21 protein-coding genes are annotated in these 23,314 nt (G+C 67.9%); 16 read left to right on the plus strand and 5 right to left on the minus strand.

Going from position 1 to position 23,314, the window contains the following annotated elements:
• Window positions 1-86: 86 nt before the first annotated feature.
• From cpaB to O5K31_RS13840, 14 genes are all read left to right on the plus strand, one after another.
• The gene (gene cpaB, locus O5K31_RS13775; RefSeq protein WP_269714205.1) at window positions 87-935 is read left to right on the plus strand and encodes a Flp pilus assembly protein CpaB; all 849 of its coding nucleotides are present in this window, start codon (window positions 87-89) and stop codon (window positions 933-935) included.
• Window positions 932-2,191, plus strand: coding sequence for a type II and III secretion system protein family protein (locus O5K31_RS13780; RefSeq protein WP_269714207.1), 1,260 nt, complete (start codon window positions 932-934; stop codon window positions 2,189-2,191). The genes cpaB and O5K31_RS13780 overlap by 4 nt, the downstream gene beginning before the upstream one ends.
• Before the next feature lies 1 nt (window position 2,192).
• Window positions 2,193-3,377, plus strand: a complete 1,185-nt coding sequence (locus O5K31_RS13785) for an AAA family ATPase (protein ID WP_269714209.1) — start codon at window positions 2,193-2,195, stop codon at window positions 3,375-3,377.
• Window positions 3,374-4,660, plus strand: coding sequence for a CpaF family protein (locus O5K31_RS13790; protein ID WP_269714210.1), 1,287 nt, complete (start codon window positions 3,374-3,376; stop codon window positions 4,658-4,660). Before O5K31_RS13785 ends, O5K31_RS13790 begins: the two co-directional genes overlap by 4 nt.
• Window positions 4,657-5,574, plus strand: a complete 918-nt coding sequence (locus tag O5K31_RS13795; RefSeq protein ID WP_269714212.1) for a type II secretion system F family protein — start codon at window positions 4,657-4,659, stop codon at window positions 5,572-5,574. The genes O5K31_RS13790 and O5K31_RS13795 overlap by 4 nt, the downstream gene beginning before the upstream one ends.
• Entirely contained in the window at window positions 5,574-6,467 is an 894-nt protein-coding gene (locus O5K31_RS13800; protein WP_269714214.1) for a type II secretion system F family protein, read from the plus strand. Before O5K31_RS13795 ends, O5K31_RS13800 begins: the two co-directional genes overlap by 1 nt.
• Window positions 6,464-7,216 carry a hypothetical protein gene (locus O5K31_RS13805; RefSeq protein WP_269714216.1) on the plus strand — a complete coding sequence of 251 codons (753 nt, stop codon included), beginning with the start codon at window positions 6,464-6,466 and terminating at the stop codon, window positions 7,214-7,216. Before O5K31_RS13800 ends, O5K31_RS13805 begins: the two co-directional genes overlap by 4 nt.
• Window positions 7,213-7,440 (plus strand): hypothetical protein, encoded by a 228-nt coding sequence (locus O5K31_RS13810; RefSeq protein ID WP_269714218.1) that lies wholly within the window; start codon window positions 7,213-7,215, stop codon window positions 7,438-7,440. The genes O5K31_RS13805 and O5K31_RS13810 overlap by 4 nt, the downstream gene beginning before the upstream one ends.
• A 47-nt stretch (window positions 7,441-7,487) precedes the next feature.
• The gene (locus tag O5K31_RS13815; RefSeq protein ID WP_269714220.1) at window positions 7,488-9,227 is read left to right on the plus strand and encodes a pilus assembly protein TadG-related protein; all 1,740 of its coding nucleotides are present in this window, start codon (window positions 7,488-7,490) and stop codon (window positions 9,225-9,227) included.
• Between the two features lie 58 nt (window positions 9,228-9,285).
• Window positions 9,286-9,480: a Flp family type IVb pilin gene (locus O5K31_RS13820; protein ID WP_269714222.1), complete on the plus strand. Its 195-nt coding sequence runs from the start codon at window positions 9,286-9,288 to the stop codon at window positions 9,478-9,480.
• Window positions 9,481-9,509: 29 nt separating this feature from the next.
• Window positions 9,510-9,974 (plus strand): TadE/TadG family type IV pilus assembly protein, encoded by a 465-nt coding sequence (locus tag O5K31_RS13825; protein ID WP_269714223.1) that lies wholly within the window; start codon window positions 9,510-9,512, stop codon window positions 9,972-9,974.
• Window positions 9,975-9,976: 2 nt separating this feature from the next.
• On the plus strand, window positions 9,977-10,450 hold the full coding sequence (locus O5K31_RS13830) for a prepilin peptidase (RefSeq protein ID WP_269714225.1): 474 nt from the start codon (window positions 9,977-9,979) through the stop codon (window positions 10,448-10,450).
• 73 nt (window positions 10,451-10,523) lie between these two features.
• Window positions 10,524-13,052 (plus strand): EAL domain-containing protein, encoded by a 2,529-nt coding sequence (locus O5K31_RS13835; protein WP_269714227.1) that lies wholly within the window; start codon window positions 10,524-10,526, stop codon window positions 13,050-13,052.
• 210 nt (window positions 13,053-13,262) lie between these two features.
• Window positions 13,263-14,498 (plus strand): hypothetical protein, encoded by a 1,236-nt coding sequence (locus O5K31_RS13840; protein WP_269714229.1) that lies wholly within the window; start codon window positions 13,263-13,265, stop codon window positions 14,496-14,498.
• Window positions 14,499-14,612: 114 nt separating this feature from the next.
• On the opposite strand, the gene O5K31_RS13845 is transcribed toward O5K31_RS13840, so the two are convergent.
• The 3 genes from O5K31_RS13845 to O5K31_RS13855 all read right to left on the minus strand — a co-directional run bounded on the left by O5K31_RS13845 (window position 14,613) and on the right by O5K31_RS13855 (window position 17,734).
• Window positions 14,613-15,413 carry an isocitrate lyase/PEP mutase family protein gene (locus O5K31_RS13845; protein WP_269714231.1) on the minus strand — a complete coding sequence of 267 codons (801 nt, stop codon included), beginning with the start codon at window positions 15,411-15,413 and terminating at the stop codon, window positions 14,613-14,615.
• Between the two features lie 84 nt (window positions 15,414-15,497).
• Window positions 15,498-16,220, minus strand: coding sequence for an SIMPL domain-containing protein (locus O5K31_RS13850; protein ID WP_269714233.1), 723 nt, complete (start codon window positions 16,218-16,220; stop codon window positions 15,498-15,500).
• A 98-nt stretch (window positions 16,221-16,318) separates the two neighbouring features.
• Window positions 16,319-17,734 (minus strand): protein adenylyltransferase SelO, encoded by a 1,416-nt coding sequence (locus O5K31_RS13855; protein ID WP_269714235.1) that lies wholly within the window; start codon window positions 17,732-17,734, stop codon window positions 16,319-16,321.
• A 198-nt stretch (window positions 17,735-17,932) separates the two neighbouring features.
• Here O5K31_RS13855 and nhaA point away from each other — a divergent pair, with 198 nt between their 5' ends.
• Together nhaA and O5K31_RS13865 are read left to right on the plus strand one after the other, a co-directional pair.
• Window positions 17,933-19,150: a Na+/H+ antiporter NhaA gene (nhaA, locus tag O5K31_RS13860; RefSeq protein ID WP_269714237.1), complete on the plus strand. Its 1,218-nt coding sequence runs from the start codon at window positions 17,933-17,935 to the stop codon at window positions 19,148-19,150.
• Between the two features lie 289 nt (window positions 19,151-19,439).
• A complete protein-coding gene (locus O5K31_RS13865) occupies window positions 19,440-21,842 on the plus strand; it encodes a TonB-dependent receptor (protein WP_269714239.1) in 2,403 nt (800 codons plus the stop codon).
• Window positions 21,843-21,969: 127 nt separating this feature from the next.
• Here O5K31_RS13865 and proC read toward each other — a convergent pair whose 3' ends face one another.
• Together proC and O5K31_RS13875 are read right to left on the minus strand one after the other, a co-directional pair.
• Window positions 21,970-22,752 (minus strand): pyrroline-5-carboxylate reductase, encoded by a 783-nt coding sequence (gene proC, locus O5K31_RS13870; RefSeq protein ID WP_269714241.1) that lies wholly within the window; start codon window positions 22,750-22,752, stop codon window positions 21,970-21,972.
• A 41-nt stretch (window positions 22,753-22,793) separates the two neighbouring features.
• Entirely contained in the window at window positions 22,794-23,300 is a 507-nt protein-coding gene (locus tag O5K31_RS13875; protein WP_269714242.1) for a YbjN domain-containing protein, read from the minus strand.
• Window positions 23,301-23,314 lie beyond the last annotated feature (14 nt).

Genomic DNA, 23,314 nt, shown 5'->3' on the forward strand with positions numbered 1-23,314 from the left:
TTGCCCTTTCCGGATAACATTCGCCCATAGGTTTCAGGGGCAGTGATAACACCAGGGGGTTACAGTGATGGTTCTCCGCTACTCCGGTGAAAGCCCTGCGTAGGCTCGGTCAGGCCCGGCTGCTGATCATCGGCGGGGGCGTCCTTGGCCTCTGCCTCATCGCCGCAGGCGTGGTGCGGGTCATCCATGACGCGGGGAGGTCTGAAGCCGTCACTTCGGCGACCGCCAAGCCCCGCGCCGTCGTCGTGCAACTCAAGGTTCCCAAGGGACGCGGCGAGGCGATCAAGGCCGAGGACGTCCAACTGCTCTCCCTGGCCGACCCCGCCGCGCCGGGGCTCGCCAACCAGACCCAGGCCGTCGTCGGCAAGGTGGCGCTTGAGCCCCTGGCCGCCGGCCAGCTCATCGCCGATGCGTCGGTCACCGCTGAACCGGGCAAGGCCGGACTTTCCGCCGTCGTCCCCTCCGGCCTGCGCGCCGTGACGCTCAGCGCTGATGTCGAGACCGCCGTCGGCTACCTGCTTCAACCCGGCGACCGGGTCGACGTGACCTTCGTCTCCCGCGACGGCGTGGGCGCCGCCAGCGCCTCGCTGCTCCTTCAGGATCTTGTCGTGGCCGCGGTCGACGGCCGGCTGGACAGCCAGACGAAGGACGCCGCCGCGTCCACCGCTTCGGAGCGCCCCATAACCTTACTGGCCAATCCGCAGCAGGCCGAACGCCTGTTCCTGGCGCGGGGCCAGGGCAAGGTGTTTCTGTCCCTGCGCCACCCCCTCGACCGTTCGCCGGCCACCCAGGCGGCGCCGGCGGTCACGACGCCTACGCCTTTGCGCACCCAGCCTCGGGTCGCCAGACCGCCCGCGCCCCGCGGCGCGCCGGTGGAGATCGTCGTCGCGGGTCGGTCCCAGGTGATCTACCCCGGTCGTGGAGAGGCGCGATGATCCGGCGCCTTGCGCTTCTCGCGGCCCTGCTCTGCATCCCCGCCGCCGGCCTGGCGGACGAGGCGGTCAATCTGTGGCGAGGCGAGGAATTCACCCTCACCGCGCCGGCCGCGATCCGCCGGGTCACCATCGACGCCGAGGGCGTGGTGGCCGCCTCTCTGCCGAGCGCGAACCTGCTGAAGCTCGAAGGTCTGGCCCCCGGGCGCACCAAGGTGCGCGTCACCGCCGGGCAGGTGGAGACCATCTACGACGTGGTCGTCGAAACGCCTCCCGCGGAGACCATCGCGGAATTGGATGCGGCCCCCGTCGCGCCCGACCTGTCCACCTTCGCGCGCCGCGAGGCGGTGGAGGTCCAGCGCGAAAGGGCGCCCTCGGCCGCGGTCACCGTCGACGGCCCGCAGATGGTGGCGGTGGACATCCACTTCTACACGATCACGACCACGACCCTGAAGGCGCTGGGTCTGAACCTGTCTGACCTCGGCGGCCGGCTTCAGGGCGCGGTCTTCGCCCCCGGCGCCCTCGACAGCTTCAGCTTCGATGGGGATGGACTGCAGTGGGAAGCTGGCCCCCCGCTCAGCAACGCCTTCCAGATACTCGTCGGTGATCGGCGCGAGGGCGCCCTTGGCATGTTCAGCGCGTTGTCGAGCGCCGGACTGTCCGAACTCGTGGCCCAGCCGACCCTGCTCGTCCGCTCGGGGGAGAGCGCCGACTTCCTGGCTGGCGGCGAACTGCCCATCCCTGTCGCCCAGGGCGACCAGGGCGCGGTCAGCATCGAGTTCAAGCGCTACGGCGTCAGCCTTGAGGTGGAGGCCACGGTCCTGTCCACCGGCCGCATCGTGCTGAAGCTGGCGCCGGAGGTCAGCGAGATCGACTACGCCAACCAGATCACCATCGAGGGTTTCCGCGTTCCGGGCCTGACCCGCCGTTCGGCCTCCACAACGATCGAACTGGGCGATGGCCAAAGCTTCATCGTCGCCGGCCTGAGCTACGCCTCCACCACCCTGAATGACTCTGCGGTGCCGGGTCTGGGATCGCTGCCGGTGATCGGCGGCCTGTTCAAGACCCAGCAGTCCAGCGGCGAAAAGCGCGAACTCATCATCGTGGCCACACCGCGGCTGGTCGGCCCCCTCAACGCCGAGGACGCCGCCTTGGCCAAGCAAGGGCCGCAGCTTGAATCCCGTTCGACCGCCGATGTGCTGCTCAACCGCAAGGGCGCGGCCGAGCAGATCAAGGCCATCGGATTACGGCCGCAATAGCATGCACCGCATCGGCCTCATCAGCAGCGATCCGCGACTGGCCTTCAGGCTGGAGACAGCCCTGGCCGACATCGCCTTCGTCGCGCCCCTGGGCATTGATCCCTCCGTCATCCTCCACGCGGCGGCCGACCTCAAACCCAGCCTGGTGCTGGTTGATCGCGACCCCGCCAGCGGTCTGCAGGCCTCGGTCGCCGAGGCCGCCTCACTGCTTCGGCAGGCAGACCCAGACATGGCCATCGTGGTGTTGGGCGACGCCTCCGACGCCGCCGCCGTGCTGGAAGCAGTCCGCGCCGGCTGTGTCGATTTTCTCGACGCCCGCGACTCCACCGACGCCATGGCCGAGGCCCTGGAGCGCAACCTCCAGACCGCCGTCCTCCAGGCCAACGCCGCGCCCGGGACCTTCACCTGCGTGGTCGCCTGCGACCCTTCCGGCGCGGCGGTGCAGTTGGCGCTCAACCTGGCCCTTGAGCGCGCGCGCAGAGGTCGCGACATCCTGCTGATCGACGGCGGCGCCCAGACCAGCGACGCCGCCGCGACCCTGGACCTGAAGCCCGGCTACTTCCTATACGACGCCGCCCGCGACGCCAACAGGCTCGACCGGGCGCTGATGAACGCGGCGCTCTCGCGGCAGGAGGACGCCGCCCTCAGCTACCTGCCCACCGCCCCCGACGCCGAGCGCCGCGCGGAACTCGCCCCCGACCTGGCCCTGCGCATCCTGTCCACCGTCCGCACCCTGTATGAAGAGACGGTCTTCTACGCCGGCGAGCATCATGACCCGGCGCTTCTCGGACCCTGCGTGAAGGCGGCGGGCCGCACTCTGGTGGTCTGCCCACAGAAGTTCACGGCCGCCAAGGACACCGCCGCCCTGCTCGCCCGCCTGGAGCTGGACCGGGCGACGCGCGGCCGCATCCAGCTGGTCATCGACGAGTACGAGCCCTCCATCAGCCTTGGCGAACAACACCTGCTGAAAGCCTTGGACCTGGCGCGGGCCTGGCGTCTGCCGAAGGCCCGCCCGGAGCTGCTGGAGGCGGTGAACCTGGCGCGGCCGGTCGTGCATCATGCGCCCCGCTCGCCCTACGCCCAGATGATCGCCCGGATCGCCGAGGACGGCGACCCGGCCGAGGCGGCGGATCGGCCGACCCTGCTCAAGCGGCTGGCCCAAAGGCTTCCCGGAGCGCGGCCATGAACGCGACCCCGGCCCGCAAGCCGCCCGAGGACATGGGCCTCACCGATTTCTACCAGGCGACCAAGTTCACCATTTTCGACGCGGTGCTCGAACAGCTGGACGCCCGCGGCCTTACCGCCTCCAGCAGTCCGTCCGTTCTTCGCGAAGTGATCGAGACGGCTGTGCATCGCCACAGTCACCGCGAGAACGTGCCGCTGAACGCCGCCGAGCGCATCCGGCTGGCCGACGACGTGCAGCACGAGATCACCGGCCTTGGCCCCCTGGAAAGCCTGTTGCGCGATCCGACCATCGACGACGTGATCGTCAACGGTCCGCACCGCGTCTATGTCGAGCGCGGCGGCCAGCTCCGACGCGCGCCGGTCCGCTTCCGCGACGCGGGCCACCTGATGAACATCATTCAGCGCATCGTCGGCCCCATCGGCCGGCGGGTGGATGAGGCCACACCCTATGTCGATGCGCGGCTGTCGGACGGCTCCCGCGTCAATGTGGTGATCCCGCCCGCCGCCCTGGACGGCCCGCTAGTCTCCATCCGCAAGTTCCGCGCCCAGCCGCTGGCGCCCGCCGACTATGTGCGCCAGGGCGCCATGTCGGCCGAGATGCTCGACTTCCTGGGAAGGGCGGTGCGTTCGCGGCTCAACATGCTGATCTGCGGCGGCACCGGCTCGGGCAAGACCACCCTGCTTGGCATGCTGAGCAGCTTCATCGGCGACACCGAGCGACTGATCACCATCGAGGACGCCGCCGAACTTCAGCTACGCCAGGAACATGTGGCCCGCATGGAGACCCGGCCGCCCAATGTCGACGGCACGCGCGAGGTCAGCGCCCGCGACCTGATGCGCAACGCCCTGCGCATGCGGCCCGACCGCGTCATCCTGGGCGAGGTGCGCGGCGCCGAGGCGGTGGAGATGCTTCAGGCCATGAGCACCGGCCACGACGGCTCCATGGCCACCATGCACGCCAACGCGACCCGCGACGCCCTGGCGCGGCTGGAGATGCTGCTGGGCTTTGGCGGGCTGACCGGCGACCAGAAGACGATCCGCCGCTACATCGCTAGCAGCATCAATCTGCTCGTGCAGGTGCAGCGCCTCGCCAACGGGTCGCGGCGCATCACCCAGATCGTCGAACTGACCGGACTGGAGGGCGACAACTACATCCTCAATCCGCTGTTCGCCTTCGAGGAGCATCCGCCGCTCAGCGGCCACGGCGAACACCGCACCCTGTCCCTCAGGCCCTTTTTCGCCGCGCGGCTGGTCAAGGGCGGCCCTGCGGGAGCCGCGTCTTGAGCGGCCAGGCCCTCATCTTCTTTGGCGCCGCCGTCGCGGCGCTCAGCCTGGCGGGGGCGGGCCTGGCTCTTTGGCGACTGCAGGCCTTCGAAGCGATCCTCGACGCACGGCTCGAGGCCATGCAGGAGGAAAGCCAGGTCACGGGGCAGAAGACCTTGCGGCGCGGGGTGCCCGTCGCCTCCGACCGCATCCGGGCGCTGCTGGCCCAAGCGGGCCTGACGCCAACCCCGCGCGAGGTGATCGCCCTTCTGGCCATGCTTATCCTGATCAAGCTGGCGGTCGGGGCGGCGCTCAATCCGCTCATCGGCGTTCTCGTGGCCCTGGCGACAGCCTTGGCCGGGCTGCTTCTGGTCGTCCGACGCGCGGCGACCCGTCGTCAGAAGTTCGCCGAGGGTCTGCCCCACTATCTGGATTCCGCCCGCCAGTTGCTGTCGGTGGGCAATTCGCTGCAACAGGCCCTCGACCGCGCCCTGGCCGCCGCCGGCCCGGACGTGACCATCTACATGGACCCGATGAACCGGCGGATCGCCAACGGCGCCCCCGTCGCCGAGGCCATGGCGTGGAACGCCGACCGCCTGCGCCTGCCTGAACTTCGCATCGCGGCCCTCGCGCTGGAGACCCAGGTGCGTTTCGGCGGATCGGTGTCGCCGATGCTTGCGCGCCTGTCCCAGCTCCTGCGCGACCGCACGCGCACCCAGCGCGAGCTGTCGGCCGCTTCGGCCGAGACACGGATGAGCGCGCTCATCATCTCGGTGATGCCCTTCGCGGCGGTCGCCCTGCTTTCGGTGCTCAACCCGCCCTACGTGACCTTCCTGTTCACCAGCCCCGAGGGCCACGCGATGCTGATGATCGCGGGCGTCCTCCAGGTGCTGGGCGGGCTTCTGCTGCGGCAGCTGATGAGGCTCGACTACTGATGCCCTCGGCCACCATCTTCATCACCCTCGGCGTCCTCATTCTTTCCCTGTCGGCCCTGGCCGCAGGCCTGGTGATCCTGCGGCTGGAGCGGCGGCTGAACGCGCGTCTGGAGACCCTCGCCGCCGAGCCCGGTTTCAACTGGTCGGCGGGCCGCTTCCTCGCCCCCTTCGCCCCCGTCCTCATCGGCACCGCCAAGGATCGGCGCGAGATCGAACAAGACCTGCAGGCCGCCGGCTTTCACAGCGGTGAGGCCTTGCTGGTCTTCGGCGCCCTGCGGCTGGGCGGCGCCATCGTGGCCGGGTGCCTCACCTGGCTCCTCCTGGCGTCTTTGCGCAGCAACGCCTTCCTCTTCCCCCTGATGGCGGCGGGCGTCGTCTACATCATGGCCAAGCCCGGCCTGCGCGTTCTGGCGCGGGACCGTGAACGCCGCACCCAGGCCGAACTGCCCTTCACGCTCGACATCATGCTGATGATGATCGAGAGCGGCGTCAGCCTCGATCAGTGCTTTCGCGCCATCGCGGAGGGCTCGCGCAGCGCCACACCCATTGTGCAGACGGCGACCGCCGCGCTCGTGGCCGAAACCCAGCGCGGCGTCGACTATGACCAGGCGCTGACCCGCTGGGCGTCCCGACTGGGCGTTCGCGGCGCCAAGGATCTGGCGGCGACCTTCAGGCGCGCCCTCGCCCACGGCACCGAGCTTGGCCCCGTCCTGCGCGAGTTCACCCGCGAATTTGGCGAACGGCGGCTTATGCAGGCGCGCGAGTCCATCGGCCGCAAGACCGCCCAGATGACCCTGGTGATGGTGGTCTTCCTCATGCCCGCCCTGTTCATCGTCATGGCCGGTCCCGGCGTGGCCATGCTCATCAACCAGCTAAGGGGGTTCGCCCAATGAACAGACCACATGCCGGCGCGCTGTGCGCCCTGGCGCTGCTGGCGATGGCTCCCGCCGCTCCATCCGCGACGGCGGCGACGCTGTCGCCTTTCAAGACCTCCACGGGAGAGGCCGGTAAGCAGGCCAACCTTTACCTGACGGCGATCGAGAAGATCAGCCAGGACCGCCCCTACGCCGCCCTCGCCCATCTCGACGAATATGACCTTCTGCACCCCCCCACCCAGAAGAGCCGCCTGCTGCGGGCCGACTGCCTCGTACGCACCGATCAGCCCGCGCCGGCCCGCAAGATCTATGCGGAGCTCCTGGCCGAGCCCGCCCCTCGAAAGCCTTCCGCCGAACAGCAGAAGGCCCTGCGCCAGTTGAAGGCCGCGGCCTATGCGGGCCTAGGCCGTCTGGAGGCCAAGGCCGGCCGATGGCAGCAGGCGCGCCAGGCCTTCGCCGCCGCCGTCGCCCAACTGCCGCTCGATATCGGCCGGCTCAACGATCTCGGTTACGCCCACCTCATGGCCGATGAACCGCGCGAGGCGGTCATGCGCCTGCGCCAGGCCGTGGAGCTGTCGCCCAGCGACGAGCAGGCGCGCAACAACCTCGCCCTGGCCGTCAAGGCGGCAGGCGAGGTGGAGAGCGCCCAGCAACTCGCGCAGATCGTCCCGGACGAGGCGCCCATCGCTCCCGAGACATCGACGACCAGCGCGGCGCCTGAACAGGTCGGCGGCGCCGACAGCGGCAAGAAGGAGGAAAGTCAGTGATCGTCGCCCTCGTCCTCCTGGCTGCGGCCACCGCCCAACCGCCGCCGCCGCCGCCGCCGCCAAGCCCGACAGCGAGAAACCTGGTGGAGCGGCAACTGGCCAGCCCGCCCAAGCCCACGACAGCGCTTTCCGCCGAGGAGGCTCGTAAGATCCACACCCGCTACCTGGAGCGGATGGGCCAGAAGCTGGAGCGGCGCCCCACTCAGGACTCGCCCCGGCCATGACCGGTCCGGCCGCGCCTCGCTCTCCGCGTCGGCTCGGTCGCGGATTGATGAACCGCCTCGCGGGGGAGCACGGCTCGATCACGCCGATGGCGGCGGTGCTGGGCTTGCTGCTCATGGCCTTCGCGGCCTTCGCGATCGATACTGGCGCCTGGTACATGAGCCGTCGCGCGCTACAGGGTCACGCCGACGCCGCCGCTCTGGCCGCCGCGCCCTTCGCCGCCGACGCCGCCGACGCCCAGGCCGAGGCCGAAAGCCTGCTCACGGCCAACGGACTGCCCGGCCGGCTGGTCTTGGTCGAGACCGGCGTCTATTGCCCGACGGCTCCCGTGACGAGCCGCTTCATCGCCGGCGTCGCCCCCTGCCCAGGCCAGACCACCGCCAACACGACGGCCAACGCGGTAAGGCTTCGCGTGCGCGATGTCGGTCCGCTGCTCCTGGGCCGCCTGCTCGACCGCACCGTCGGCCCGACCCTGACGGTGGAGGCCATCGGAGCCCGCGTGAATCAGGCGGGCCTGGAAATAAGCTCGGGGCTTGTGAACTTCGACACCAGCCGGGTCGCTGGCGCCAATGCGGTGCTCGGCGGGCTGCTTGGGACCAACGTCAATCTCAGTCTTGTCGACTACCAGGGCCTCGTCGCCGCCGATGTGAGCGCGCCTGCTCTGCTGAACCAGTTGGCGTCGGACCTGAACCTAACCGCCGGCTCCTATCAAGACGTCCTGGCCGCCAACATCACCGAGGGCCGGGTGCTGACGGCCGCCATGAAAGTTCTGCAGGCCGAAGGGGCGGCCGCGAACGCAGACGCCATAACCGCGCTGCAGCGTCTGCGCGATCGCGTCACGGCCGCCGGCGACAAGCCGGTCCCCACCAGCCGCCTTTTCGATCTGGGACCTTGGGGAGCGGTGGAGCGGGCCGCCACAACCGGTTTCGACGCGTCACTCAACGTCCTTCAACTGGCCAGCCTTACCTTACAGGCCGCCAATGGCCAGAACGGGGTCAACCTCGCGCCTGTTGGGCTATCCGTCCCTGGTGTGCTCAGCGTTCAGGTCGAAAGCACTCTCATTGAGGCGCCTCAGACTAGCTACGCCTTTGGCCCTGAAGGCGTGACGGTGAACACCGCGCAGGTGCGGCTGTTGCTGCGGGCTTCGCTTCTCAATGGGAATCTGGTGAACCTCCCCCTTTACGTCGAAGCCGCTCCCGCGGAGGCGACGGTCACGCGCATCGAATGCTCGGGTAACCCAGCCACCGATGCGGAAGTGGATGTCCTGATCAGGACCGGCGTGGCCCGTGTGGTGATTGGAGAACCTGACACACCGGATGCGTTCACGAGCTTTCAAACTGATGTGGAGGGGTTCAACCCCGCAAAAATCGGCTTGAAGCTTCCTCTTGGCCCGCCGCCGCTTTCGCTCCCCAATCTTGCACTCCTCGAAACAAGCATTCGCCTTGAGCCTCCCGCAATCGCAGAGAACTCGCAAACCTTCACCTCCACCCAGCCGGTTGCATCGCAGTCGCATCAAGTAGGCAGTGGCGGATTGACGCAGTCGTTACTGAGCCTCCCAGCATCCGCGGTGGATTTGCGCTTTTGCACCGCTGTTGTTCTGGGCCAGTGCATATTGGGCGGCCAAGTCACCGGATCTAATAAGACAAGCGGAATCAACACCTTATCAACCTTGCTCACGGCCCTCGACCCGCTGATCGACGGTTTGCTCGCTGGGCTGGGTATCAAGCTTGGATACGCAAACTCAACCATTACGGGAGTACGTTGTGGCATTCCCGTTCTTGTGAAATAGTCGCCTTATGGTGAGTGCAAGAACATCACTCAACCCGTAGTCACAGGATTAAGCAAACATGAAGATTTCGTCGATCAAGAATCTGACCTCGCGCTTCATCAAGGAAGACAAGGGTCTGGCCGCCATCGAGTACGCCGTGATGGGCTTCCTGCTTATCGCCGCGATCACCGCCGCCGTGGGCCCTCTGCAAGGCTCGTTGGTCACCGCCTTCACCAACGTCGGCACCGAAATCGAAGCCGCGACGGCCGACTAGGTCCGATGAACACCTCCGGCGGCCGCAGGATGACCTGGCTTCCCTTCCAGGCTCTCCGCGTGGCCCGCAATTGGCGAGGCTCCGACGATCGCGGAGCCATCGCGGTCGAGTTCGCGCTCGTCTCGCCGGTTCTTTTTCTACTCGCCTTCGGCGTCATGATCGCCTCGCTGCAATTGGCCGTCGCCCAGGCCGTCGGCTACACGGCCGCCGAGGCCGCCCGGGCCACGGTCGTGGGCATGACCCCGGCCGAGCGCCAGACCCTGGCCACCGACCGCGCCAATCAGGTGATGACCAGCTTCCAGCCGCTGCTGGACCCGGCCGACATGCAGGTCACCTACGCCTCCTTGAACGCGCGACGATCGCAGGTGACGGTCGCCTACGACCTGTCCAGTGTCCGCATACTCAGCTTCAACCAGTTCCTAGGCCTCAATCCCTCCGCCGCCGGCTCTGAGACGGTGACCCGTCAATTCGAGGTCGCCAACGGAGGCTATTGAGGATGACCCTGGCGTCCTGGGCCCTCACGATCCTGCTGGCGGCGCTTCTGACGGCGATCACGGTCAGCGATCTGCGTCAGACGCGCATACCCAACCTCCTGAATCTGGCGCTGGCCTCCACCGGCCTCGCCTGGCGGCTCGTCCAGCGCCCGGAGCCGATAGAGATCGCGCGCGCCCTAGCCGACAGCTTCCTGGTCCTGGCTACCTTCGCCGTCATGTCCTGGCTGATCTGGAGTCTGCGTCGCCTGCGCGGGGCGCGGGATGCGGGCCTCGGGATGGGGGACCTGAAGTTCCTGGCCGCCGCCGCCATCTGGTGCGGCTATACGGGGACGCTGCTGCTCTATGGCCTGGCCTGCCTGGGGCTGATCATCGTCAGCCTCATGCGAAGAGGCGGCCCCAGCGAGCATCCTTTCGGACCCTACCTCGCGGCGGGCTTCCTCACCGTCCACGGGCTGCGAGTGACGGGCGCCCTCTGATCCTCCATCGGCTCAGGTTGCACGTTAACCCAAAATGGGTATATGGCTCCGGTTCGCAACAGACGGATCGTACGTGGACCTCGCCGCCAAACTCGCCTCGGCGCTCGCGCCCGCGCCAAGCTCGACCCTTGGCGAGACCCTACGCCGTGCGCAAACCACGACGGCCGCGCTTTCAGGTCTGCGCGAGTCCTTCGGCGGCGATCTCGACAAGCTCCTGATCTATCTGGCCGCCGCGCAGGTGCAGTTGGATCAGGCGGTGCGTGACGAACGCACCGGCGGCGGCGCCAACGCCTTGCAACTGGCCGAAATCACCGGCGTCTCGCGGGAGACCACGCGGCGCAAGGTCCAGGCGCTCGTCCAGGAAGGCTTCCTCGATCGCCCGCTGTCGGACCTCTATCGGGTCAAGGATCTGGGCCTGGCCAAGCGCGTCTTGATGGAAATCGCGCGCGCCGACGCTAATGCCGACACCGCCCCCTCCACCACCTCAGGCTCGGCCTGGTCCGACCGCGACCGTAACGCCGAACGCGCCCAGGTGGCCAGCCGCATCAGCGGCGCGGCCATGCTGGAATGGGACCTCACCACCGGCCTCTTCGACTGGGACGAGGCGGTCTGGGACCTTCTTGGCCTCGACCGGGTGCGGGAGCGCCCCAGTCTTCCCGCCATGTTCCGCCACATCGCGCCCGCCGACCGCGCTCGCCTCGGCGACGCGGTGGAAGCCGCCCGCCAGGGCCGCGGCGATCTTGATCTTGAGTTCCAGGTTCGCGCCCCGGGCGCCCAGGAGCGAACCCTGAAACTGGTGGGCCAGACCACCGCCGACGCTGCCGGCCTGGCCCAGCGCATGGTCGCCGCCCTGGCCGACATCACGCCCTGGCGCGCGATCAGCGACGATCAGTCCATGGACGAGGCCCTGCTGGAGACCCTGCTGGGCTTGAGCCAGGAAGCCGTTCTGGTCACCGACCCTCAGGGCCGCATCACCCGGATCGGCGCGTCCGCGGCCGCCTTCGGCCTCGACCGCACGCAGGACATCGGACGTAGCTTGGCCCAGGCCCTGCGGCTTGAAGAGCCCGGCGGGCGGCGCATCGATCCCGCGGCGGCCTGCCTTTCCAGCCAGCGCCCCTATTCGGCCCCGGGAACGCTGGCCTTGATCGCGGCCTCGGGCGAGCGGCATTCAGTGACCTGCCGGGCCGCGCCGGTCTTTGACCGCAAGGGCGCCCTGGCCGGCGCAACGGTCATCCTGGCTCCGCAACAGGCGGCTGTGGCGTTGGTTCAAACAGCGGCGGAGACGGGGGCCTTCGACGACCTGACCGGGCTGGCCGGCCGCGACGGCTTCCTGCGCGCCCTGTCCGAGGCCCAGACTCCCCGCCGCCCCGAACAGGGCGAAGCCTTTGTCACGGTCATCACCATCGACATCCCCGGCAGCGGGACTGACGGCGCCGGGCGGCTGGCTGCCGACGTCCACCTGCGCCAGATCGCCGAGCGCCTGGCCGGCGCCGCCGCCGAGCCCGCCCTCCTCGCCCGGATCGCCCCGCAAGGCTTCGCCCTGGTGCTTGAAGCCGCCGACGCGACCGCCGCCCTGGAACAGGGCGAGGGCCTGGCCGCCGCCATAGAGCAGGAGACCCTGCCCTGGGGCGACCGCACCTATGTCGCCTTCGCAAGCATCGGAATGGCCGGCCTGGACCTGGACAGGATGGCCGAGGAAGTCCTTGCCCAGGCCGAGGCCGCCGCCCAGGTCGCCCGTAGCCTGAGCCAAGGTCTCGCCTCGCGCGTCGTGGTCGAGGAGCGCGGCGCCTCCGACGCGGGTGAGGACCAGCTGCAGCGCCTGATCGCTGAACGTCGCCTTCGCCTATTCGCCCAGGAAATCGTCGATATCCGTCCCCGCCCCGCCGCGGGCCGTCGCCTGGAGCTCAGCGTGCGCGCCGTTGGTGAGGATGGGTCGATGGTCGCCCCGCTTTCCCTGCTGGCCGTCGGCGAGCGCCTGCGCGCAGGCGCCCGGATCGATCAGTGGGTCCTGGCCGAAGGGCTGGAGCGGCTTGGGCCGGCCTTGTCCCGCGGCGGCTGGTCCGTGCTGCTGCGGCTGTCGGCGGACCTGCTGGCCCAGGCCGGCGCGGCCGAGCTAATCCTTTCGCGCCTTTCCGCCGGCGGTTTGTCCCCGAACGCCCTGACCGTCGCGGTCGGGGATCTGGCGGCCCTGCGCCCCGGCGGCCCAACGGAGGCCTTGCAACAGCTTCAGGCGGCCGGCTGCAGCCTGGCGATCGATAACTTCGGCGGCGGCTCAGCTCCCTTCGCCAGCTTGCAGCGCCTCACCCTGGACTATCTGCGCATCGGCCAGGGCTTTGTCGCCAAGATCAACGCCAGCGATTTCGACTTTGCGGTCGTGGAGTCCCTCAACAGCCTGGCCCACCGCACGGGCGCCCAGACCATCGCCAACGGCGTCGCTGATGAAGCCGCCTTGCGCACCCTTCGTCAGATCGGCGTCGATTGGGCTCAAGGTCCTGCCGTTAGCGCCGCCCGGTCCGCCCAAGCGCTGCTAGGACTTGAGACGGACGCCGAAGCTCCCGCTCCAGAGCGGACGCCCGCGCCCCAGGCTCAACACCACCCATAAGCGATCTTAACCAAGCGCCGCGACCTCCGGTCGCATACCCATTTTGGTTTGCTACTCATTTTGGGCTTGTTGCTCAGCTCAAAATGAGTAATACCCATTTTGGGTGCTCGCCTGACGCGAAGAAGTCAGCTGGCGCCGGCGGAGGTGGCGCTGGGCCCCTACGCAGAACAGGGCGAGGGAGGCCGTCTTAAAAGGGCGGCTAAGAGACAGATGAGCATTCTGGGCAATCTGATCACCAACACCACCAACAGCATCACGCTGCTGCCAGGTCTGGGCGGCGGCATCGAAATCAATCTCGGCAACGGCGGGAACACCCCCGTGGTTGGCGTCGAGGTCCTCCCTGACCTGCCGACGTCCGGTTCCGGCTCCAACGGATCTTCGGGCCTGCTGGACGTCGATCTCCTGACCGGCGGGTCTGGCGGAAGTCTTTTGGATGTCGACCTCCTCCCCGGGACGGGCTCCAACACCGGCTCGGGCGGCCTCGGCGGCCTGCTGCCGTCCATCGGACTTGATCTCGACCTGCTGCCCGGCCTGGGCATCGGCGTCGGCGTCAACACGCCCCCCGCCAATACTGGCGGCGGCGGTGGCGGCGGCGGTGGCGGTGGCGGTGGCGGCGGCGATGACGGCAGTGGCGATCCCGACGGCGACGGCACCAATGGCGTCATCAACGAAGGCGGCGCCGGCATCGGGGGCACCGGCTGGGTTCCCGGCGGCTCGGTCCGCATCGATCTGGAAGCCGCCTACCAGAACATCACCCGTGTGGATGCGGCTTCGGCCAAGGCGGCGGACGACGCCGCGGCGCTGACGGCGATCTTCAACGCCGTCCAGGCCAAGACCATGACCGAGGCCGACGGGGTACGCGGCATCATGAAGTTCGCCGTCGACACCAGCTCGGTCGCGGTGACCAGCTACCAGTTCTTCACGGGCAGGACGCCTAGCGTGGATGGTCTCGACTACCTGGTGAACTCGGCCGACAGCGTCAACCCGCGCGACCTCAATGACGCCTACTACCAGGGCTTCAACCTGGAGAACCGCTACATCAACTTCGCGAGCAATTTGGGCCTGAATGGTGAAGGCGCGTCCACGTTCAAGGCGACCTATGGTGCCCTGAGCTTCGCCGAGGCGGTCCGCGAAATCTATGACGAGGTCATCGGCATCGACTTCGCCAATGCGGCGGGCCTCAACGCGGCGGCCGGCATCGCCGACATCATCTCGCGCAAGAGCTACTTCGACACCATGGCCAGCCAGCGCATCGGTGCGGCCGACACCGACATCGCTTCCAAGGCGGCGCTCGTGGGCTACATCCTGGCCGAGGCGGTGAAGGCTGACGTCGGCCTCTACGCCAACGCTCTGGAAAACTTCTATTTCGATTTGGCCGACAGCCAGGCGCAGCACAACATCAACCTGGTCGCGACCTACACCAACGACGCGGTCTGGATGGCGTAAGCCTTCGCCCGAAGCACCTTGGCGGCCTCGCCCCCCGGGGCCGCCACTTTTTCTCTCCACAGCAGAGCTTCGGGCGTCGAGAGCCCCGCCTCCACCCGGCGGGGCTCTTTCCTTTTAAGCGTTAGCCATCAGACCGTTGATCGTTGGATAGGGCATGGCTTCAGCGGTCATCGCATCCGACAGCCCGTCCGCCAGGAAGGCCCCCGCCAATCGCGCCGTATGGGCGTGCATGGCCTCGCTGATCGCGCTGCCGGCGCTGAGGCGGCGCACGCCCATGGCCTGAAGCTCCGCCGCGCTGGCGAGGCCTGGGCGGGCCATGATGTTCAGCGGCAGGGACGTCCCCTTCGCCATCTCCCGGATCTCGGCCGGATCGGTCATGCCCGGCGTGAAGATGCCGTCCGCCCCGGCGTCGCGATAGATCGCGGCGCGGCCCAGGCACATGGCCAGCCGCTCTTCCGGCGGAGCAAGGTTCCTGAGGTAGACGTCCGTGCGGACATTGACGAACAGGTCCAGGCCGCGCTTGTCCAGCGCTTCGCGAATGGCCGTGACGCGCACAGCCAGCTCGCCCGGACCGATGACCCCGTCCTCGATGTTGATACCCGCGGCGCCCTCGCCGGCGACAGCCGAAACGGCCTCCGCGACAGCCTGAGCCGAGTCGCCATAGCCGCCTTCCATGTCGATCGTGAACGGGGCGTCCAGCACGCGTGCGATGGCGGTGACCGTCTGCAGCAGCCGCTTCAGCGGCAGTTGATCGCCATCCTTGTAGCCGTGCGCCCAGGCCACCCCGGCGCTCGTGGTGGCCACCGCTTTGGCGCCCAGGCTTTCGATCAGGCGTGCGCTGCCGGCGTCCCAGGCGTTGGGCAGGATCAGCAGCCCATCCTCGTGCAACTGGCGGAATTTGGAGGCGTTGGTCATATCGATTCCCCGAACGGTATTTGGAGGCGTTCTGACACGCCTCCGCCCGGCCCGCTCGCGGAAAACGGACTCAACTGAAACCGGCTATTTCAGCGCATAGCTGACCGTGGTCACCACCCGCAGACGCTTCATGATCGAGGCGTCGGGCCCCTGATCGTTGACCGGATCGCGGGCCTGGATTTCGAAGGAACCCTGGGTGGCCCGGCTGATGCCGCCGATAGACGCGCCGCTGTCGCGAGCGAACTGTTCGGCTCCGCTGCGGGCGCTGGCGGTGGCCTCCTTGATCATGGCCGGACGCACATCGTTGAGCTTGGTGAAGACATAGGACGCGCCGCGGAAGTCCTGCAGCACCACCCCCTGGCGAACCAGATCCGACAGCGCCCGCGTGGTGCCCTGCACCCGGTCCACGTTTGTCGATCGCACCGAAACCGTCTGGGCCAGGATGTAGCGGGCGCGAGCGTTCTGCGGGCTGTATTCGCGGGCGTTGTTGTCGATCACCTCCAGCCGGCCAAGATCGATCTCCTCCGGCTTGAATCCCTGAGCGGTCAGGAAGCCGCGCACCTTGCCGATGTCGGCGTCGATAGCGGCCTGCACCTGGGAAAGCTCGTCGCCGGACTGGGTGAAGCGCAGCGGCATCACCGCCAGGTCGGCCTTGGCGTCACGCTCGGCCAGGCCACGCACGGTCACGGTCCGATCGCCCGTCCGCGCATCGACGATACCAGCCCCGATCAGGCCGCCGCCAACCGCGACGCCGATAGCCAGAAGCCCGCCAGCCACAGCGGCCGGCAGCAGACGATTATCGCTCATCGAAAACTCTCCAGGGACGCAGGAACGCGTCGTCAGGAGTGCTAACGCACAGCCGCCACCAAATGGCTGAAGCCGCGGTTCAGCTCGCGTTCATCGGCTCAGGCCAAGGCGGCGCGCATGGCCTCGATCCTGGAAAGCTTGGCTTGCAGGGGCGCCCAGTCGTCGCCGTCGGCGATCGGCGCCCACAGGGCCTCGACCTCCTCGATCAGCAGTTCTTCCGGCTCGGCGTTCTGGAAATAGGCGGCCGTCAGCCGCTCGGGCCGCACGGAATCATGACGGGCCAGCAGATCACGGAACGCCGCGAACCCTTGGGATCGATAGGCTTCACCGCGCACGCCGTTCATCGCCCGCGCTTCGGACACCTGGCCGCCGAACCAGTCGAAGAACACCGGCTCCCAGCGAACCGCATCGCCGGCCTCGGCCATGGCGCGGAAAAGGGTGCTGATCAGCTCCACGTCCGCCGCTTCGCCCGCGCTGGCCACGCCCAGGCGATCTCGGACCGCCGCTTGCAAGGCGGTCCGATAGGATGGATCGAAGCTGTTCAAAGCGGCCACCAGCCCGTCAGAGCCGGTCACCAGCGTCAGGCACGCCGCCAGTTGCTGCAGGTTCCAGAACGCCGCCTCCGGCTGACGGCCAAAGCTGTAGAGCCCGGTCTGGTCGAAATAGGCGGCGGTGAAGGCCGGGTCGTTGCGCGGCAGGAATCGCCACGGGCCGTAGTCGAAGCTCTCGCCCGTCACCACCATGTTGTCGGTGTTCAGCACCCCATGAACGAAGCCGGCCGCCATCCACCGCGCGGTCAGGTTGGCGGTGCGTTTGACGGTCTCGGCCAGCATGGCGGCCGGCAGGTCAGGCTCTCCCGACAAATGCGGGAAATAGACCTCGACCACATGCTCCACCAGCTGGCCGATCAGGTCCGCCCGGTCGAAGAACGCGTGGCGCTGGAAGGTCCCGAAGCGGATGTGGCTGTGCGACAGCCGGGTCAGAACGGCCGAGCGCGTCGGGCTCGGCTCGTCCCCCCGAACCAGTTGCTCCCCGGTCTCCACCAGCGAAAAGGCGCGGGAGGTCGGCACGCCTTGCGCCTCCAGCATCGTGGCGGCCAGGATTTCGCGCACCCCGCCCTTCAAGGTCAGGCGGCCATCGCCGCTGCGCGACCACGGCGTCTGGCCCGAGCCCTTGGTCGCCAGGTCGAGCAGTCGGTCGCTCCCCGCCTCGCGTAGCTGGGCGAACAGGAACCCCCGCCCGTCGCCCAACTCGGGATTGTAGGTGCGGAACTGATGCCCGTGATAGCGCATGGCCAGCGGCGCGGGCTGGTTGTCGGGCAAGGCCTCGAACCGCCCGAAATGCGCCAGCCATTCAGCGTCGGTCAGCGTCTCCAGCCCCGCCGTCGCGGCGGCGCGGTCGTTGCGATGGCGCAGGATCGTCTGCGGGAAATCCGCGGGCGCCACCACGTCGGCGAAATCAGTCCCGAGGGCGGCGAAACGGGGATCTGGGCGATAGTCAGAGGAGACGGGCATGGCATGCAAATGCGCGCGACGGCCATGCGGACGCAAGTCTCGACCGCCACCCCCTCGACAAGCGAGCACGGGGTTGGCTATCAAACCCCTAGAGATCAGGTCGCCGCGGCGGCCAGGCTGGCGCCCCCGAGGCGAATCCGGTCCGACGCCCGTCGATAACCTGGCGTCACGACAGGTTCACCCGATACGGAGACCGCCGTGGCGCGCAAGATTACGCTAGATTTCCTCAAGACCGAGGCCGCCTCCGGCGCCGCGCTCGGCCTCGCCGCCATGGCGGCCCTCTTCATCGCCAACTCGCCCTGGTCGGGCGATTACTTCTATTGGCTCAAGAGCGTCCACGCCCTCCAGCTTGGTCCGATCAGCCTGGAGCTGACGGTCTCCGAATGGATCAAGGAAGGGCTGATGGCCATCTTCTTCCTCGTCGTAGGGATGGAGATCAAATACGAGATCCTGCGCGGAGAGCTGAGCGATCCACGCCGACTCGCGACCCCCGTGCTGGCGGCGCTCGGCGGCATGGCCGGTCCCGCGGCGGTCTATCTCGCCCTAAGCCATTTCATGGGCGCCCCGTCCGGCGGCTGGCCCATTCCGCTGGCCACCGACATCGCCTTCGCCCTGGCCGTCTTCGGCTTCGTGGGCAAGGGCCTGCCCTCGTCCCTACGCATCTTCCTGCTGACCCTGGCCATCGTCGACGACCTGGGCGCCATCGCCCTTATCGCCCTGCTGTTCAGCGATGGAGCGAATTTCGTCCCTCTCGCCGGCGTGGCGGCCCTTCTGGTGGTGGGCGCTCTGGTGGCGGCGCGTGTTCGCATCACCGCGCCGTTCTGGGTGATCGGCTTCGCCGCGGTCTGGTACCTGACCGTGCTTTCGGGCCTCAGCACTTCGCTCACCGCCGTGGCCTTCGCCATGATCGTCCCGCTGCAGGCGCGCAAGGAGAACCGCCAGAGCCCGATCAAGGAGGCGATCCACGATCTCCACCCCTACAACGCCTTCCTGGTCCTGCCGTTGTTCGCCTTCGCCAAGGCGGGCGTCTCGTTCGCCGGAATGTCGGCCTCGGCCTTCATCTCGCCCCTCGTGGTGGCCATCGCGCTTGGCCTGTTCCTGGGCAAGCAGGCGGGGGTCTTCGCCATGGCCGTCCTGGCTTCGCGCCTGGGAATCGGAGCCCGTCCCACCGGCGCCACCTGGATGCAGGTCTACGGCGTGTCCGTCCTGTGCGGGGTCGGCTTCACCATGAGCCTCTTCATCGGCGTGCTCGCCTTCCCCGGCGCGGTGGATTCCCCTATCCAGATCGAGGTGAAGCTGGGCGTACTGGGGGGCTCGCTGCTGTCGGTGATCTGGGCGGCCATCATCCTGTCACGGGCGCGGCGGGCGACGCCCGCGGATACGGACGGGGTCGAACGCGACCAGATCGCGGTCTGAAACCTGAGGACGTAACCCTCGCCTATCCCTTGCCGCTTCGGGGATTTGCCGGAACGCCGATCCCCCGCCGTACCCAATCGACGAAAGCGACGTAGGGTAAGCCGCTCATACGCTGTCGCTTTTGCGACACATCGCCCGGATTCCGTTGCGCTGTAAGGGATTCCGCTTGCTCGACTTGCAGAACCTGATTTAGCTGAACGCTTGTTCGAATGCGCTGGTCTCGGCTGGCGTGGTCGATCTGCCAAACGCGGGGCTCGACATCCGCGTGGACACAAAACTGAGGTAGGAAATGCACTTCACCCGATTCATCCGACGCTCGGCGTCCGTCCTGGTTTTGGCGTCCGCCGCTGCTGGCGCGGCCCATGCACAGGACGCGTCGACGATCGACGCCATCATCGTCACCGCCCAGAAGCGCGAGCAGAACCTGCAGGACGTGCCGATCGTCGTCACCGCCCTGCCGCAACAGCTGCTGCAGGACAACGGCGTCAAGGACATCAAGGATCTCCAGATCCTCACCCCGGGCCTGAACGTGGCCTCGACGTCCAACGAGACCAACACCACCGTCCGCATCCGCGGCGTCGGCACCGTCGGCGACAACCCCGGCCTGGAATCGTCGGTGTCGGTGAACATCGACGGCGTCTATCGCCCCCGTAACGGCGTGGCCTTCAACGACCTGGGCGAGCTTGAGCGCATCGAAGTGCTGAAGGGCCCGCAAGGCACCCTGTTCGGCAAGAACACCTCGGCCGGCGTCATCAACGTCATCACCAAGGGTCCGGAATTCGAATTCGGCGCGGAAGCCGAAGCGACCTTCGGCAACTACGGCGCCAAGGGCGGCTCGGTGGCCGTCACCGGCCCGATCATCGCCGACAAGCTGGCCGGCCGCCTGTTCGCCGCCACCCGCAAGCGCGACGGCTTCTATGACATCGTCACCGGCGCGGGTCCCCGCACCAACAAGGAAGACGCCAACCAGGACTACTACACCGTCCGCGGCCAGCTGCTCTTCACCCCGAACGAAAGCGTCGATGTCCGCCTGATCGCCGACTACACCAAGCGTGAGGAAAGCTGCTGCGTCGGCGTCCAGATCGTCAACGGCGCGACCGCCCCTATCGTCAACGCCCTGGGCGGCGGCAATGGCCTGTCGATCCCGGTGCGCCCGTTCGAGCGTGTCTCCTACGCCAACCGTCCGACCGATCAGAACATCGAGGACATGGGCGTCTCGATGGAGGTCAATTGGGACCTCGAAGCCCTCGGCGGCGCGACCCTGACCTCGGTCACCGCGGCGCGCAACTGGAAGACCGCCAACGGTCAGGACATCGACTTCACGACGATGGACCTCGCCTACCGTACGCCTGACTGGAGCACCGAGTTCGGCCAGTTCAGCCAGGAACTGCGCCTGGCCGGCCGCACCGAGCGCCTCGACTGGCTGTTCGGCGTGTTCTACGCCAAGGAAGACCTGGAGCAGTACACGCCCTTCGTGTTCGGCACCCAGTACGAGACCTATCTGAGCCTGCTGCTGTCGGGCGGGACCAACGCCAACCTGGTCTCGATCCTGACCGGCCTGCCCGCTGGCCAGGCCTTCGCGCCCGGCGCCGGCGCTCGCGACACCTACGACCAGAAGGCCAAGAGCCTGGCGTTCTTCACGAACAACACCTTCAAGGTCACCGACGCCTTCGATATCACGCTCGGCCTGCGCTACACGCGGGAAGAGAAGGACCTGGCGACCCGGTACACCAACGCTCCGGGCACCAATGGCTGCGCCGCCGCCCTTAGCCGCGTGCCATTCATCGCTGGCGCTGTCGGCGCCGCGAATGCGCCTACGGTGCTGGGCAACATCTGTCTGCCCTGGACCGACCCGGGCTTCGCCAACCGCGGCACGCAGCAGGCCCGTGAAGAGGACAAGCTGACCGGCACCCTCAAGGCGTCCTACCGCTGGAACGACGACGTCATGACCTACGCCTCGTTCGCGCGCGGCTACAAGGCGGGCGGTTTCAACCTCGACCGCGCCCGCATCGGTCTGGGCGTGGTCAATCCCGACACCGCCTTCGCCGAAGAAATGGTCGATTCCTGGGAGCTCGGTGCCAAGACCAGCTGGCTGAACCGCACGCTGTCGCTGAACGCCGCCGCCTTCCACCAGGAGTTCACCGGCTTCCAGCTGAACGCCTTCACTGGCACCAGCTACATCGTCACCTCGATCCCAAAGGTCAAATCCGTCGGCGTCGACACCGACCTGCTGTGGTTCACGCCGCTTGACGGCCTGACCCTGCAGGGCGGCGTCACCTACGCCCTGACCGAGTACGGCCAGTTCACCCCGGGCCCCGGCGTTTCGCCGCGCCTGCCGAACGCTCGCCTGTCCTTCGCCCCGCTGTGGTCGGGTTCGATGGCCGCCAGCTACAAGCGCAACCTCGGCGACACGCTGATGATGCGCACCAGCCTCAGCGCCAAGTACAGCTCGACCTTCAACACCGGTTCGGACCTGCACCCAGCCAAGGTGCAGCCTGAGATGTGGCTCCTGAACGGCCGTATCGCGGTCGGCACCCAGGACGAGCGCTGGACCGCCGAGCTGTGGGCCCAGAACCTGCTGGACGAAGAATACTATCAGGTCGGCTACGACGCCCCGCTGCAAAGCGGCGGCTACGACGCCTTCCTCGGCGCCCCGCGCACCTACGGCGTGACCCTGCGGGCCAAGTTCTAGGAGCGTGGCAGCCGAAAGTGGCGGCCGGTTTCGGCGGCCTCCACGCGACAAGCTGAAAGACGCGTCAGACGTCAGACTGAAAGCTGGGCGGTCCGGAGCAATCCGGGCCGCCCTATTCTTTTGGGGATCAGCCCAGTTCGCGCGAGCGCTTCACGGCGGCGGTGACCGCGTGGGTCATCATCCGGGGCAGGCCGTTCTCGCCCAGCAGGATATCCAGCGCCGCCTGGGTGGTGCCGTTGGGCGAGGTCACCTGCCGGCGCAATTCGGCCGGCGGCGTGTCGGAGGCGCCCATCAGGGCCGCGGCCCCGACTATGGTGGAGCGCGCCAGTTCGGCCGCCGCCTCCGGCGTCAGACCCTGGCTCACGCCCGCGCCTTCCAACGCCTCGACCAGGGCGTACAGATAGGCTGGCGCCGAGCCCGACACCGCCGTCGCGGCGTGCATCAGGCCCTCATCGGTCAGATCAACCGTCGTGGCGATGGGATCGAACAACTGGTGGGCCAGGGCGCGTGCTTCCGGCGTTGTCGCATAGACGCTGACCGTGCCCTTGGCGACGGCCACGGCTGTGGTCGGCATGACCCGCGCCACGACGCGATCGCCGAACGCTTGGCTGAGGTCCTGGGACGAGACGCCCGCGACGATGGAGACGATCACCGCGTCCTTGGCCAGCAGGCCGGAGACATCCTCGGCCACGGCGCGCCACACCTGCGGCTTCACCGCTAGGATCACGGTTTTGGCGGTCTTGAGAACCTTGGGATCGGGATTGAGCTGCGCGCCCGACGCGACGAAGGTCTCGTCGAGGTTGGGGTCGCGAATAATCAGGTCGGAGGTCGAGACGGCGCCCGTCAGGCGCCAGCCGTCGATGATGGCGCCGCCCATGCGGCCCGCGCCCAGCAGGAGAATTGGAGTCATGGGGTCGTCTTAAACCCCATTTCTCCGTTCCGCGACAAAGATCAGGCTTGGCCGACCGTCTCGAACATGCAGGCGGCCATGGCCTCGTCCGGGGTCTTGGCCTTGTGCAGCAGGAAGTCGAACGCCGGATAGAAGCGGTCGGCCGCCTCCATGGCCGCGTCGATCATCGACGCCGCCTGACCCAGGGTGGGGCGGTCGCTGCTGGGCAGGGACATCGAGTGGCGGAACACCACCTCGCCGTCCTCGGCCCAGATCTCGAAATGGCCCAGCCAGCAGCGCTGATTGATCAGGCTGAGAAGTTCATAGGCCGCCGGGCGCTTGGTCTTGGAAGCGCGCAGGTCCAGCGAGAGGCACAGCTGCAGGCATTCGGCTTCGGGGCGCCAGGCGAACCACAGCTCGTAGTCCTTCCAGTCACCCGCCAGGGCGAAGGCGAGATCGCCGTCTTCGGTCCGGTCAAAGGTCAGGTTTTCGGACGCCAGCACATGCTCGACCACGTCCAGCGGATCGAGCGCCATGAAGGCGTCTTCGTCGTCTGCTTGCGTGTCCATCGACATCCCTGTTC

The sequence above is a fragment of the Caulobacter sp. NIBR2454 genome (assembly GCF_027474405.1).
Taxonomy (GTDB): domain Bacteria; phylum Pseudomonadota; class Alphaproteobacteria; order Caulobacterales; family Caulobacteraceae; genus Caulobacter.

Excerpts from the sequence above, each read along its gene's own strand:
- O5K31_RS13780 (WP_269714207.1), top strand. The coding sequence starts at position 932 with ATGATCCGGCGCCTTGCGCTTCTCGCGGCCCTGCTCTGCATCCCCGCC.
- O5K31_RS13785 (WP_269714209.1), top strand. The coding sequence starts at position 2,193 with ATGCACCGCATCGGCCTCATCAGCAGCGATCCGCGACTGGCCTTCAGG.
- O5K31_RS13790 (WP_269714210.1), top strand. The coding sequence starts at position 3,374 with ATGAACGCGACCCCGGCCCGCAAGCCGCCCGAGGACATGGGCCTCACC.
- O5K31_RS13800 (WP_269714214.1), top strand. The coding sequence starts at position 5,574 with ATGCCCTCGGCCACCATCTTCATCACCCTCGGCGTCCTCATTCTTTCC.
- O5K31_RS13805 (WP_269714216.1), top strand. The coding sequence starts at position 6,464 with ATGAACAGACCACATGCCGGCGCGCTGTGCGCCCTGGCGCTGCTGGCG.
- O5K31_RS13815 (WP_269714220.1), top strand. The coding sequence starts at position 7,488 with ATGAACCGCCTCGCGGGGGAGCACGGCTCGATCACGCCGATGGCGGCG.
- O5K31_RS13820 (WP_269714222.1), top strand. The coding sequence starts at position 9,286 with ATGAAGATTTCGTCGATCAAGAATCTGACCTCGCGCTTCATCAAGGAA.
- O5K31_RS13825 (WP_269714223.1), top strand. The coding sequence starts at position 9,510 with ATGACCTGGCTTCCCTTCCAGGCTCTCCGCGTGGCCCGCAATTGGCGA.
- O5K31_RS13830 (WP_269714225.1), top strand. The coding sequence starts at position 9,977 with ATGACCCTGGCGTCCTGGGCCCTCACGATCCTGCTGGCGGCGCTTCTG.
- O5K31_RS13840 (WP_269714229.1), top strand. The coding sequence starts at position 13,263 with ATGAGCATTCTGGGCAATCTGATCACCAACACCACCAACAGCATCACG.
- O5K31_RS13845 (WP_269714231.1), bottom strand. The coding sequence starts at position 15,413 with ATGACCAACGCCTCCAAATTCCGCCAGTTGCACGAGGATGGGCTGCTG.
- O5K31_RS13850 (WP_269714233.1), bottom strand. The coding sequence starts at position 16,220 with ATGAGCGATAATCGTCTGCTGCCGGCCGCTGTGGCTGGCGGGCTTCTG.
- O5K31_RS13855 (WP_269714235.1), bottom strand. The coding sequence starts at position 17,734 with ATGCCCGTCTCCTCTGACTATCGCCCAGATCCCCGTTTCGCCGCCCTC.
- O5K31_RS13865 (WP_269714239.1), top strand. The coding sequence starts at position 19,440 with ATGCACTTCACCCGATTCATCCGACGCTCGGCGTCCGTCCTGGTTTTG.
- proC (WP_269714241.1), bottom strand. The coding sequence starts at position 22,752 with ATGACTCCAATTCTCCTGCTGGGCGCGGGCCGCATGGGCGGCGCCATC.
- O5K31_RS13875 (WP_269714242.1), bottom strand. The coding sequence starts at position 23,300 with ATGGACACGCAAGCAGACGACGAAGACGCCTTCATGGCGCTCGATCCG.